At 51.8% G+C, this 12,797-nt stretch carries 12 protein-coding genes; all 12 read right to left on the bottom strand.

What is annotated here, in order from left to right:
• Position 1 precedes the first annotated feature (1 nt).
• A complete protein-coding gene (locus tag MJA45_RS06555; protein ID WP_315606466.1) occupies positions 2-1,192 on the bottom strand; it encodes a glycosyltransferase in 1,191 nt (396 codons plus the stop codon).
• 13 nt (positions 1,193-1,205) lie between these two features.
• Positions 1,206-2,366: a polysaccharide pyruvyl transferase family protein gene (locus MJA45_RS06550; protein WP_315606465.1), complete on the bottom strand. Its 1,161-nt coding sequence runs from the start codon at positions 2,364-2,366 to the stop codon at positions 1,206-1,208.
• Positions 2,367-2,381: 15 nt separating this feature from the next.
• On the bottom strand, positions 2,382-3,440 hold the full coding sequence (locus MJA45_RS06545; protein WP_315606464.1) for a glycosyltransferase family 2 protein: 1,059 nt from the start codon (positions 3,438-3,440) through the stop codon (positions 2,382-2,384).
• Positions 3,441-3,451: 11 nt separating this feature from the next.
• Positions 3,452-4,645, bottom strand: a complete 1,194-nt coding sequence (locus MJA45_RS06540; RefSeq protein ID WP_315606463.1) for a glycosyltransferase — start codon at positions 4,643-4,645, stop codon at positions 3,452-3,454.
• A 36-nt stretch (positions 4,646-4,681) separates the two neighbouring features.
• Entirely contained in the window at positions 4,682-5,434 is a 753-nt protein-coding gene (locus MJA45_RS06535) for a glycosyltransferase family 32 protein (RefSeq protein ID WP_315606462.1), read from the bottom strand.
• A gap of 232 nt (positions 5,435-5,666) precedes the next feature.
• Complete coding sequence (locus tag MJA45_RS06530) at positions 5,667-7,481, bottom strand: ABC transporter ATP-binding protein (RefSeq protein WP_315606461.1); 1,815 nt, start codon at positions 7,479-7,481, stop codon at positions 5,667-5,669.
• 12 nt (positions 7,482-7,493) lie between these two features.
• A complete protein-coding gene (locus MJA45_RS06525; protein ID WP_315606460.1) occupies positions 7,494-8,684 on the bottom strand; it encodes a nucleotidyltransferase domain-containing protein in 1,191 nt (396 codons plus the stop codon).
• A 20-nt stretch (positions 8,685-8,704) separates the two neighbouring features.
• On the bottom strand, positions 8,705-9,094 hold the full coding sequence (locus tag MJA45_RS06520; protein WP_407083147.1) for a lasso peptide biosynthesis B2 protein: 390 nt from the start codon (positions 9,092-9,094) through the stop codon (positions 8,705-8,707).
• A gap of 86 nt (positions 9,095-9,180) precedes the next feature.
• The gene (locus MJA45_RS06515) at positions 9,181-9,477 is read right to left on the bottom strand and encodes a lasso peptide biosynthesis PqqD family chaperone (protein WP_315606458.1); all 297 of its coding nucleotides are present in this window, start codon (positions 9,475-9,477) and stop codon (positions 9,181-9,183) included.
• Positions 9,449-10,429: an aldolase gene (locus tag MJA45_RS06510; protein WP_315606457.1), complete on the bottom strand. Its 981-nt coding sequence runs from the start codon at positions 10,427-10,429 to the stop codon at positions 9,449-9,451. The genes MJA45_RS06515 and MJA45_RS06510 overlap by 29 nt, the downstream gene beginning before the upstream one ends.
• 75 nt (positions 10,430-10,504) lie before the next feature.
• Positions 10,505-10,639, bottom strand: coding sequence for a paeninodin family lasso peptide (locus MJA45_RS06505; RefSeq protein ID WP_315606456.1), 135 nt, complete (start codon positions 10,637-10,639; stop codon positions 10,505-10,507).
• 16 nt (positions 10,640-10,655) lie between these two features.
• Complete coding sequence (locus tag MJA45_RS06500; protein WP_315606455.1) at positions 10,656-12,596, bottom strand: asparagine synthase-related protein; 1,941 nt, start codon at positions 12,594-12,596, stop codon at positions 10,656-10,658.
• Between the last annotated feature and the right edge of the window lie 201 nt (positions 12,597-12,797).

Here is a 12,797-nt window from a genome sequence, read left to right as displayed (position 1 = left end):
GCTAACATAATTCGTAAAGTTTATGAACCTCTTCCTCGGTTCCTAGGGATTCCCGGGAAAGTCCGGTGATTAGCCGATTCCTCAACTCCGGGTCACGGAGGAGCGTTTCGATGGTGGCTGCCAATCCTTCTTCACTCCGGTCGGCCAGCAATCCGTTCACCCCGTCTTTGATTTGATCCTTTGCCGTCTCGTAATTGGTGACGACAATCGCTTTTCGCAGGATCTTGGCTTCGTCTATGGCAATGGAACGGCCTTCATAACGGGAAGGCTGCACATAGAGGTCGGCCGACTTGATGAAGGGGTAAGGATTCTCCCGGTTGCCGAGCAGGTGAAAGGTGTCTTCCAGCCCGTGCTCCCGGATCAGCTTCTCCAAATTCCCTCTCTCGCCCCCCTCTCCCAGGACATACCACTGAACGGGATAGCCCTTGGAGACCAAGTGGGAACATGCCTTAACGGCCAGGTCGATACCCTTCTCCGGACTTAGCCGGGCTACCGTTACGAGCTTCATTCCGCCCTTCTCCAAAATCTCTTGATCCAACGGTTCTTTGTCCGATAGCCTCCAAATGGTCGGAGGGGAAACGATGTTCCGAATGATTTTTATTTTGTTATGTACCTCAAGAAAGTGGGTTCTCAGCGATTCCGCACATTCATCCGATACCGTCACCACATGATCCAGCTTTTTGAAATACGGCCCGTCGAATAGGGGATCCATGCCGGAATTGGAATAATTCGTATGGATCCAGCCGATCTTCTTATGGGCTCTAACCTTATCGACGACATAATAGATCGAGGATTTCTCGAGATACCCTATGGCTGCATCATACTCTTTAGACAGTGGTTCAATGGAGCGGCTCTGGTACTTCCACGTATACTGCTCCGATGCCGAGCGGTTCCGGATCACCCGGTTCTTAACCGTAAACAGCAGACGAGAGTAGGCCAGCTTCACTTCCCCCCGACCGAGAAAATGAACGACCGATTTGCCCAGTCCTTGAGAAAATGCCTTATAACTTCGGGATGTCCGCAAAAGGTTGACCTCTTTCGGCAGAGCCTCCAGAAACAGGCCGTCCGGTTGAAAGAGATACAAGTCGACATTGTAGCGGGTATAATCCAGCTGAAGCAGCAAATTCACCAGGCTCTTCTCGCCTCCGCCTGCCTTCAGGCTTGGCATGACGAACAGCAGATTCTTCTTCATACTCCGCTGCCCCCTAATGGACCAAGGTATTCAAGTAATCAACCGCCTTGTAGGACATGGATTGAATCTCGGGAATTGTCGTCTTCAAACGCTGGCGAATCTCTTTCTCCTCGGAGACCATTTCATCAAACTTGGCGATCAGCTTCGAGCTGTTTGAGATTTCCTCAAGGGAAAGCACCAGCTTCTCCTCCCCGAAGAGATCCCGGGCGATGCCCTTGGACTTCACGCTGTATCCGAGCACCATGGTCGGAACACAGTTGGAATAGGCCGCGATGGTCGCATGGGTACGGGCTCCAATGAAGAATCTCATGCGGGCGATATAGCCTTTGTATTGGATGGCGTTCAGGTTATTCGGAAGCAGGAGGACGCGGCCAGTATCCTTCAGCTTTTCGTAGTAAGTCTGCAGCATTTCGGAATCGTCATTGCCAGCTTCAATCACGTGGGGGGTTAAGGCAATGGTCATGTCGGTCGTCTTCAGAATATGGCCGAGCAGCTTGTCTACGGCTGCCTGGGAATCCTTGTTCTTCTTCCATACAAGCGGGGAGAAATTAAAGCCTATCGTGTTGCCTTCCTGCCAGCCGAGGGGAAGCTCGAGCTCCTGCTTCTCCATCGTGAACGCCGCATCCGCGCACAATTTGACGTTCCGCAGCCCCTTGCTTCGGAGCATGTTGTAGGTCAGCGTTTCACGTGCCAGAATAAGGTCGAACTGCTTCAGATCCTCCAGCTTGCGGGGAGACATGTCTTCCTCGCCGATGGAGCACCCCCATAGGACGAGCTTCTTGCCCTGGGCCTTTACCCTGCGGTTGATTTCATACCAGCCCGGCTGTTCTCCATAGCAATAGTTGTCACCGCCAATGGACAGGCAGACGTCCATCTCCGGAATGCGTTTCACGATGTTGTTGTGAATGCGGCCAAGCGCATAGGATTCGTCCTTGAACAGCTTCACCTTGACCGAGGAGAGGAACCAGTCATAAGAAAACTTCTTGATCGGCAGGCTGGCCCCGTCATAGATTCCATCCAGTTTGGTGATGATCTTATCTGTTTCCGGCTTGCCCGAGGCCAAATAAACCTTCGCTCCGCGGATTTTCTCCTTAATGATATGGGTCGAAGACCGGACAATCGCCTCGCATCCCCGGTTCAGGCTCCCGTCATGGGCAAACATCATAATTTTCATCGTCTGGTTCCTCCGTCATCTCTTATTTCTTAACCGGCTGTAGAAGGTGGCGGCATAGAGTCCGGCCGTCGACTTCCGGCGGATCATATCCGCTAGGAACCGGTCATATCTTCCCAAGGTACCGTACACTTCTCCGTAATAATCAGGGAGGGCTTCCTGGACGAGCGGATGACGGATCATCCGGCGGACATACCCGAATCTCTTCGTCAGGCTCCACTCATCGGCGGCCTTGAAATAGACATACACGAACGACATAACGCTATGGATCAACCGGATCGACCGGAGCCGCCGGATCTTATTCTCATCCTTATAATTCGGTAGAAGCTTAGAGTAATCCGTCGTATGGACCTCCAAAGCCCGTTGGAAGTAATCCTTGTCGCGCAGATTGCGGGTTGCGCTCCCCTCTGTTTCCCGGTATTGATACCCGGTGTATCGGAGAAACTTGATTCGCTCGGCCTGTTGAAAGGCCCTCATGTTAAAAATCCCATCTTCCCCAAGCGCCATCTTTAGCGGAAATTCTACCGCGTTGTCCTGGATCATCGTTCTCCGGTACAGCTTCGTGCAAGCCGTGTTGAGCTGGTCGGTTCTTATAAAATAAGGAAGGATCTCTTCCTGAATCTCCTTCTTCCCCATCAGCAGGTCCGCAGGAAATGGGTAGTCTGTCACCACCTTACGGCCTTCCAGTTCGCTCTCGAAGGTCGACACGACAATGTCGCAACGGTCCTTCAACGCCTCCCGGTACAGGGTTTCCAGGAAATCCGGTTCCACCGTATCGTCCGCATCGACAAACCCCAGGTAATCGCCTCTGGCTTGCCGGATCCCCGCATTGCGGGCGGCGCTGACTCCTTGGTTCTCCTGGTGGATCACCCTAAACCGGGAATCCGATTCGCTAAACCGTTCCGCTACCGCTCCGCTGCCATCCGAGGAGCCGTCGTTTACGACGATCACCTCCCATTCCTTCAGCGTTTGGGCGGCCAAGGATTGAAGGCACGGAAGAAGGTAGCCCTCTCCGTTGTAAACGGGAACAATCACACTGACCCGCACATCCATGGAAACGATCACTCCGTTACTCATTGTGGGATACTTCACGAAATCCACTTGTAAAGCTTATCCAGCTCATACCCGTTGCTGTAATTCGTCTGCCGGACATAGGCCGCAAGCCGGCTACGGATCTCGTGGCTCTTGTACAGCTTCTCAATGCCATCGGCCAGGCCTTCAGGAGACGATTGGCAGATAAGGCCGTCCTTCCCTTCCTCCACCTGGCTGGGAGCGGTAGGATAATTGGTGATTAGAATCGGTTTGCCGAGGATCTTCGCCTCCGTTACGGTGACCGCTTTGCCTTCGTACCGGGATGGCTGAACGTATAAATCCCCCGCCTGTATGTAGGGATAAGGATTCGTCTGTTTGCCGAGGAGAATGAAATCCTTCTCCAGCCCATAGCTCGCGATCAGTTCTTTAATCATCGCTTCATCGCCCCCATAGCCAACGATGTACCAGACCAGATCTCGGAGTCCTCTCTCCTTCAGCAGCTTCATGGCCTTGACCGCCTGATCAATCCCCTTGGCATGAGAGAGCCTGGCTACGGTAATGAGCTTGAACCGGTCATCCGCCTGAAGCGGACCGGCATCCCCTTGAGAGGCCATTCGTTTGATGAATTCCGGGGATGTGATGTTCTCCAGGATGTCCGTCTTATCGGCCAGTTCGGGATACTTGGACAGGAAGGAGTCGCGGCACGCTTCGGACACCGCTGCGATCCGGTCGAACTTGGCCCACATTTTGAGGTCCATCGTCCGGTTCGTTTCCACCGTGGAGTAATCCGTATGAATCCAGGCAAATTTGCGCTTGGCCCGGATTTTGTCGGCGACGAAATAATGAGGCCATAGGTAGCTGATGGCGGCGTCATATTCTTCGTCAAGTTTAGGAAGCATTGGCAAGGCGTATTTCCACATGAGCTGCATCTGGAAATACCCCGGCTCCGCCGATTTGCGGAGACGGCCGATCAGGTCGGCGTTCACCTTCGATAACACCCGCGAAACCCCCAGGCCAAACTGCCGTTCCTTGAGAAGCTGGCCGATGGATTTACGGAAGGAGGCGTACTGCGGAACCTCCTCGAGCAGCCGTGCCCTCCGGTTCAGCAGCTCCATAAACTCCCCTTGGTGCTTATACAGCATCAGATCCACCGAGTGGCGGTCATAATCGAAATGATCGAGCATGCTCACCAGGCTTCGTTCGACTCCGCCGACCTCCATATCGTAGGAGGCGATCAGGATTTTCTTCATGGTTCCCTCCCCGGCTTCCGTTCTCTCGGATGCCGCCTACGTTCTTGATACCAGTCTGCGAATGCGGGCGATGTTCTCTCCGCCTATGAGCTTCGAGGCCGCCTTCTTGATCCTTCCCTTCCACCGAGTCGAAGGAGGCAGCCAGCTTTTGTAGAAATGATGCATGGCATACGTCCGGTCCGTCCGGAAGGTTCGGCAGTTGATGTAATCGTAAGGGGAGAAATACGTCTGCGGGTAAAAAGCGCCAAGACCGTCGATCTCCTGGTATTCGCCGTTCGCCTGGATGCCGTATTCCCCTAGAATACGGGTGATCAATCCGACATTCGTGCCGCTGTCGAAGCTTCCGTCTTCCTTTAGAAAGGGCTTGGCGGCATAGGCATCCAGAAACACCTTAATCAGCCGGTTGCCCGGGGCACTCCCTATCGTGCTGGTGGCGATATAATTCTCCTGCTCGAAGCCCCAGAAGGAGTCGTGATGCAGCAAATCGTCAAAGGGACGAAAGACCTCCACATCGGTATCCAGGTAGATGCCCCCGTAATGATAGAGGGCGTAGACGCGGGCGTAATCGCTCACAAACGCGTATTTCCCGGCTGCATAGGCTTCCTTGACATAGGTATTGCTCTCCAGATCGGTATTGGATTCGTTCCACTCCATGAAGGTGTAGCCGGGAAGATGAGCTCTCCAGCTCTCCATGCATTCCCGAACAATATCCGGCTTCTCCCCTCTTCCGAACCAGCAGTAATGAATAAGCTTCGGGATCCGGACCTCGGTCCCGGTACCGGTGGACATTGGGCATTCCTCCTGCAGGAAAGGTTATAAATCGGCGTACCTGGTCCGCATTCTTTTACAACCCCGATTAATTCTTTATAAAGAACAGTCATTCAAAAAAAAGAGGCAATGCCTAAACACTAAAAAGAACAAGGGATAACCGTGTATTTCCTGTATCTAATTACCATAGTAGTTCTTTATAGTGAACATGTCAACTCGAAAAATGTCGATCCTCCGCACGGCCGGTCATCGGCTACCCAATCGCAGCAACCGGCGTATCCTTGGCCTGCTTGCCAAGCATCCGGGAGAACAGGCCTGCCTGCTCCTCCGCCAGTTGAAGATAGCCGCCCTGCTGGACGACCCTCCCCTGGTCCAATACAATGACCTGGTCCGCACTGCGGATGGTGGAAAGGCGATGCGCGATCACGATCAGGGTTAGCCGACCCTTCAAGCTCTCCAGCACCTGCTGGATCTTCGTTTCGTTCTCCGTATCGAGTGCGCTCGTCGCTTCGTCCAGCACCAGGATCAACGGTTGGCGCAGAAGGGCACGGGCCAGAACCAATCTCTGCCTCTCTCCTCCGGAAAGCCGGATTCCCCGGTCTCCGATGACGGTATCCAGTCCCTGGGGAAGCTTCCTCACGAAGTCCGCCGCGGCCGATTGACCGAGTGCTTCCCACATCTGTTCCTCGTCCGCTTCCGGGAGCATCATCCGCAGGTTCTCCCTGATCGTCCCATTAAAGAGAAACGGATCCTGCGGGACATAGCTCATCGACTGGCGGAGCGAGAGGATCCGCTCACCTGTCAGCTTCTGTCCGTCCATGGTAACCTCTCCGCTTTCCGGCTCGAGCATCCCCATCAGCAGGTCGACCAGCGTGCTCTTGCCCGCTCCCGACCGCCCTACGATGGCGGTCATTTCATGGGGCCGGATGCGGACCTGAATGTCCTTAAGAGCATAGCCTCCTTCGCGACTATACCGGAAGGAGACATTCCGGCATTCCAATCCGGTTTGCAGCGGGATGGGGACAGCATTCCCTTTCTCCGTTCCCGTACCGTTCTGTTCCTCGGCTTCTCGTGCCTCCCTTTGCAGTTCGCGGAGGGATTTCAGTGCCGGGATGGAGGCGGCCATGGACTCCAGATTGGATTGAATGCCGGTAAACCGGGGCCACAGGCGGGAAAAGATTAGCATGACGACCAGAAGGGACTGGCCTTCGGAATGGAATAGCATCACAGAGCCGTACAGAAAAAACACAAGAAGCATGGCGGCGGAAAGCTTGTAGAAGAGCTGGGAATCAAGCTTTACCCTAGCCTGGGCCTCACGCTCTTCCCCCATCTGCTTGCACCAGTTCCGCATCCAGGCTTCCTGGGTCCCTTCCAGCCTGTTGCTCTTGATATCTTTGATTCCGTTGAAATGGTCTGACATTCCTCCCATGTAGGAACGGGCTAGTTCGCTCATCCGGCCTCCATGATGTCTGGATTTGCGAATAAAGGTCCGTGAGAAGAAGGCAAGCGCTAAGCCGCATATCAGAACAAATAACGTCAGCTTGGCCGAAAGCCAGAAGGCTATCCCAATCTGGATAACGGTGAACACGAGCGACGTAAGAAACTGCAGAAAGGTGTACGTTCCGTTGGATACATAGCCCAGCTCTTCCGTCATAGAGGTGATAAGGTCCGATTTCCTTTTGCGAATAAAAAAGGCCCAATTGGCCTTAAGCAGAACCCGGTACGTTTCCAGCCTGACGTGGTTAAGAAAGCCGGTATTCAGCCGGCTGTCCCGCATGGATAAATTTCGCTGGATGAGAATCTGGCCGGTTACCAGAACCATATAGCTCCCCAGAATGATAAGCAAACCTGATGAGAGGGGAAGCTCGGCAAGGAAATCAAGCCCGCGGATGTAAGAGGGTAAGCCAGACTCTTGCCCCAGGATGCCTGTCAGGTTTAACAGGGGGATCAGAAGCAGCATCCCTATCCCATCCAGCAGGCTGACAAGAGCCATTCCCATCAAGTTAACGTAAAGAATCTTACCGGCATAATGGTGTAATTGGCGTGTAAAGTATAGAACGGGTTCCATGGCTTTCTCTCCCTATGAAATAGCTGGCTTCTTGGTCTTTCTCCACATCCAAAGAACGGGACGCAGAGGGAAATATAGAAAGTGAAGGGACTTAGGAAGCTTAACTATGGCAATATCTTCCGGGTAAGGATATAGGAAGCTTAATACGAATAAGATCTTTTGTTGGCCGGACATTAGGGAAAAGAGATGACCTTTGTGATACTTCGATACATCTTCCGGAACAGGCTTGTTATGAAGATTCACCATGCGTCGGAGGTAGAATAGGGCCTCTTCCGCCAATTGCCAAGCCCTTTTATGGGAGGTCGTCTTCCGAAGGCCATCGGGTATCGGGGTTCGAAGCAATTCGGAAGCGAGTACCAAGGCTTGGGCGCCGGTGTGCAGTTGACCGTTCTGCTTAAGCAGGTAGATCAAAGCTTTGCTGTCAAGCTCCTGGTGGACCAGCAGGGAGATATCCATCAGCCAGCGCAGGCGGGACCATCCATGCCGGGCTCCATGCGCCGTCAGGAACAGGAACAAGTCTTCCCTGCCCAGGTAATAAACGGGCTCCTGTGTAACGGAACTGCACCTTCTTCTTGCCCACAGAAAATCAAAGTCGGGTTCCTTCCCCGGCCCGGGGCTAAGTCTCCAATGAATTTCCAATGTCATTTTTTTGGCCGCATGATAGAACGTCACATGATGATGTCTCCATTTCCAATCGTTAAGGGTCATGTCAGGTGCTTCCATCTTCTCATACCCCGCCTCGACTAGAAGCTCCTCCGCCTGATCCAAATCGGCTAGAGGAATGAGCAGATCCAGGTCACCGGACGTTCGCAGGGACAAATCCCCATAAAGATCCGCCGCGAGCACTGGACCTTTCAAGGACAGGCAGCGAATGGAAGCCTGGCTAAAAAGCCTAAAAATTTGATCCATTTCCGAACATAGGGTAAGCATTTTGAACGTGTTAGCCTGGTAATCCTTGCGCAAATAATCTATTACATAAGCGGGAATCACCGATGGATCCACTTTGCGAATTTTCGTATACAGGAGGGGAAACAATCTATGGTGCCTTGCTAATTCCAGGAATAATCCCCAATCGAAATCTTCTAGTTCTTCCTTGTGTAAAGCATGAACCAAATCCTGCTCTTTCCGAGATCTGACGATGAGGAGAATCAAGTTTAACTCTTTAGGAAATAAACTCAGATCCAAATGAAGTTCTTTATTCATTCTGGTTCCCTTCATTCCTATTATTTGTCAATCACCTTAGCGAACTTACCGACGACTACGTAGTTGTCCATGCTTTCGTACCCGGTTATGTAATAGGGGCCGCAGCGAAGCCAGGCATGGGCGGCCATCTTCCCCTGATCATCCCGGCCAACACCAAGATACAACGTGCTTTCCAACCCTCTTCTTTCCAGCATTTTCAGGGCGGCAATCGCTTTGACCAGGCAGCGGCTATCCCAGAACGTGTGACGACTCATGAGCAGGATCGCATCATGAACAGGAGACAATACTTTCTTCTCTCCCGTCAACTCCCTGCTGGTCTCTTCCTGTATGACCCCGAGGATAGGGGCTACCCGGGAAAAGGGAAGCAATATTAAGATCCGCGCCAAGGCTAGATAAAAGCAAGCCTCCATTAATCGGAGCATGGTTCTTCTATCTAAATGAAAGAACCGGTACATTCTTCTTACTCGATTCATGGCATCTCCCCGAACTTTAATGCTTACTTGCCGGCTATGGCAATCAATTGTTCATTAATCATATGCTCCAAGAAAGATTGGGTCTGCTCCCGGCAAAGCGCGGCATCCACTTCATATTCGGAAACCAATTCGGCTACCACTTCCTCCATGGTACGCGGCTGCTCCAGCAGCTCCCAGATCCTTCCGCCGATCTCACCCAGATTGTAATACTTCCCGTTCTGGATGCTCAGCATCACTTTCTCTTCTCCCATGTCACTAACGATATTCCCAGGGACTTGACTGAACCTATCACTAAGCGTGTTGATGGAATTGATTTTCACGTTGTACCCCTCCCGTTATAACAGAATCCATAAAGACCCGGACAAGCTCGGTAACCGTAACTTTTGACTCCGGACGCTGCAGCTGGAACATATCGATTCGACCCGCCAATTGGGCGGAGGCTTCAAAGTGCCATCCAGCTAATCCGAGCGGTGGAATGAGAAAAGGTCGGAACGTGTGCCGTCCTAACGTTGGCAAGCGCTCCAATCCGTCTATCTTCCGGATGGACACCTCTTCTGCCCCATTCTTGACCAGCTCCACGATTCCGGCAAGCGGCTGGGGAGTATTCAGAAATTGGCCATTCAGAGGAATGCGGTACTTGGTCATTCTTCCGTAGACGGATTTGTAATCATCAACAGGCATAGCAAGGTGTGCCAAGCTTTCCTGCCAAAGCTTCTGCTGCGGATAAGCAGGTGAAACACGGATTCCCTTGTCTTCGTCAAAGGATAAAGCTATCAGGTCATCACTCAGAAGAGAACAGCCCTCTCTCAATAAGGCGGCGGCCAGCGTAGATTTACCGGCGCCTGATTCCCCGACTAAGGCATATACCTTGCCATCCATCGATAGGGCGCTTCCGTGAAGCGGATAGATCCCTCTTTGCATCAACAGGGCAGCCATACAGGTTCCGAGCAGATACAAGCGGATCATATCGAATCCTTCCTCTTGTTCGCCAACCGGAGAAATCATGATAGTCCGTCCGTCCTTGATGCCATAAAAAGCATTGTCCGGGATATAAAACAAAACCTGTTTGTCCAGAACCATATAGGTATTGGGATTATCCAATAAGATCGGTTTGTAAGCCGACATCTCATCCAGAATAACCTCGGCATCCACCGGCCCCTCGTGCTGATGGTTCGTCAGCAGCTCGGGAAGCGGAATCTCACTGGATATCGTTAATCCGAAAGCGCCGTATACGGTGCCATTTGGGATAATTGACAAGCTGCTTCCCTCCATCTGACTGGGATTGTTATGGTAAAGGCCCTTACATTGTGCTATAAGGGCCTTAAACCATCCTTTATTCAATAAACCTTAGCTCCAGGTAAGCTGGTTACGAGGAGTTCCTTCCGGATAAGCATGATCGAGGTGATTGCCGTTGTTAGGATCCAGGAAAGTTTGATCCACATTCAGAACTTCCAATTCAGGAGCTTTCCATTCTTTCTTCATTTCGTTTCACCTCCTTTCAAGTGGCTTGTTTAATAAACCGGTAGAAGATTAAACTTCTCATAGCGATGCGGTAATCCGGGTCCGTAGCCATCTCAGGGCGAACATTGCTGCTCATCTTGTCGATGGCCCGGTTGACTACGCTGCTGTCCAAATAGTCCATGACTGTCCGATCCGAACGAAGGTGTCTTAGCTCTTCCGTAAGCAGCTTCCAGGACGGGATTAGGCGATGAACCCAATCCGCTCCCTGAACCCCGCGAACCCTTTGATTCAATCGGATTTTGTCAGGCAGCACGGACTCGGTTGAACGTCGGATGAGAGCTCGATCCATTCCATTCTTAACATACTGTTCATCAGGAAGGGAGAGGCAGAACCGAATGACCCGGAGATCGTTCGTTGGATCGGCATATCTCAAGGAATACCGCAAGGATAATTTGGTAGACAAAGTATTGGTAGCATTCCAGTGGAACAGTTCTCCATAATGCTTCTTCCGAAGCTCATGCATGCCGGCACCTGAGTACCATCCTGATTCATCCAATCCATGCTCCCTTAATTTATCAAACACCTTCGACCGTTCTGCGAAGGAAGGGTTTATTAAGGTCGGGAAGCGGTATGTAGTTTCCTCCGGAAAGAAGCGGTCCATTACGGGAAAAGCGGTTCGGGCGATCAAAGGAAGGCTCCGGAACCGGGCCGTTCCCACCTTGTGGCTGTATTGATGAAGCTCATTAGCCAGCTTGATCCACTGGAGTCGTTTAAGCAGGAGAGCATAATAACTTAGAGCCGATCCCCAGGAAATGGACAGGTTGCCCCTGGCCCCATTCAACAATACTCCCATCCGTTCTTGTTGGGCACTCTCGAATATTCCCCTTAACCAGAAGGAATTTTCAAAGAATTTGTAGGGCATTTCCATCATATCCAGCATGCCGTCTACTTCATCCAGAGAGTTCCTTCCATCAAAATCAAGATAATGGGCTTGGATGCCTCCAATATAATCAATGGTGGATTGAATATAAGGCCTTTCATCGGGCATTAAATATTTGGGGGTATAGTCCTTAAAGTCCTTCGAGGGGATATAACTGAAAGTATGCAGCTGCTTATTTCTTTCTTTCAGCATTCTAGCCGCAAAACCAACAATGGATCCCGAATCCAGTCCTCCGCTTAGATGAGCCCCTACCCCCCGATAAGTTCGGGTTCTGGATGAGACCGCCTGGTTGAATACTTCACGGAAAGCTTCGATGTATTCTTCATCCGACTTAAGGCGCAAGGGTTTACCTGGTGACAGGGTGCAATACCTCGTCAGCTTCACCCCGTCTGCCGATACTTGAATGCTATGGGAGGGGGGAAGCTGCTCCACATTCTCGTAGACCGTGGCTCCCATATCAATAACGTCGATGGAACCCGATATGGCAAGGTACTCGGCAAGCCATTGCTCATTTAGCTTCTTGTTGATATAAGGCAGGTTCAGGAGAGGCCGAAGAGTCGTAGAGAATGCGAACCGTCCCTGACTCCGGGTATAATACAAAGTGCGGCAGCCCGAGAAATCCCTAGCTCCAAATAACACCTTGCTTCTCTCATCCCAGATCACAAAAGCAAAGTCCCCCAGCAGATACTTCGGCGTGTCCTCTTTCCACCGTTCATAAGCAAGAAGAATAAGTCGGCTGTCCGGCATTCCCGCCCGTTCGGCATAATCGATCTGCAGCCTGTCAAAAAGCTCTTGCCTGTTATCCAGAATAGCATCAGCCGTAATGGCCAGGCGTCTGCCGCTGTCGTAATACGGCAGCTCTTCTCCCACCGATTCGGGGGTTATCCATTGCGAGCAGCAGGCGAAGAAAAGATTCTCTTGATGCCAGGACTGAATATCATCGGCGGGGAAGGGAAACCAATCATGGATGAGAATCTGCTGCCATTCCGGCTGTATAGGCTCGCCCGATAAGTTGTAGATCCCGGCAATGGCGCTCATGGTTTCCTCCCCGCTTTCTTCTATGGTAGTGTCGTTCTTTTTAAAGAACGATGAGAGATGACTAATTCCCGTCCAGGCGCATCGGCGGACCGGCTGTTCTTCAGCACGGCTTTTCCCGGCCTTTGCGTTCTGTAGGGCCTACGTTGTTGTTCTTTATAAAGAACAACGTTAGAATACCATCTTGCCTATTCGTTGTCAATC

This window comes from Paenibacillus aurantius (assembly GCF_032268605.1).
Taxonomy (GTDB): domain Bacteria; phylum Bacillota; class Bacilli; order Paenibacillales; family NBRC-103111; genus Paenibacillus_AO; species Paenibacillus_AO aurantius.
Note: the sequence above shows the minus strand (reverse complement) of the source record. Positions and strands in the feature narration are given on the sequence as shown.

Excerpts from the sequence above, each read along its gene's own strand:
- MJA45_RS06555 (WP_315606466.1), bottom strand. The coding sequence starts at position 1,192 with ATGAAGAAGAATCTGCTGTTCGTCATGCCAAGCCTGAAGGCAGGCGGA.
- MJA45_RS06550 (WP_315606465.1), bottom strand. The coding sequence starts at position 2,366 with ATGAAAATTATGATGTTTGCCCATGACGGGAGCCTGAACCGGGGATGC.
- MJA45_RS06545 (WP_315606464.1), bottom strand. The coding sequence starts at position 3,440 with ATGAGTAACGGAGTGATCGTTTCCATGGATGTGCGGGTCAGTGTGATT.
- MJA45_RS06540 (WP_315606463.1), bottom strand. The coding sequence starts at position 4,645 with ATGAAGAAAATCCTGATCGCCTCCTACGATATGGAGGTCGGCGGAGTC.
- MJA45_RS06535 (WP_315606462.1), bottom strand. The coding sequence starts at position 5,434 with ATGTCCACCGGTACCGGGACCGAGGTCCGGATCCCGAAGCTTATTCAT.
- MJA45_RS06530 (WP_315606461.1), bottom strand. The coding sequence starts at position 7,481 with ATGGAACCCGTTCTATACTTTACACGCCAATTACACCATTATGCCGGT.
- MJA45_RS06525 (WP_315606460.1), bottom strand. The coding sequence starts at position 8,684 with ATGAATAAAGAACTTCATTTGGATCTGAGTTTATTTCCTAAAGAGTTA.
- MJA45_RS06520 (WP_407083147.1), bottom strand. The coding sequence starts at position 9,094 with ATGGAGGCTTGCTTTTATCTAGCCTTGGCGCGGATCTTAATATTGCTT.
- MJA45_RS06510 (WP_315606457.1), bottom strand. The coding sequence starts at position 10,429 with ATGGAGGGAAGCAGCTTGTCAATTATCCCAAATGGCACCGTATACGGC.
- MJA45_RS06505 (WP_315606456.1), bottom strand. The coding sequence starts at position 10,639 with ATGAAGAAAGAATGGAAAGCTCCTGAATTGGAAGTTCTGAATGTGGAT.
- MJA45_RS06500 (WP_315606455.1), bottom strand. The coding sequence starts at position 12,596 with ATGAGCGCCATTGCCGGGATCTACAACTTATCGGGCGAGCCTATACAG.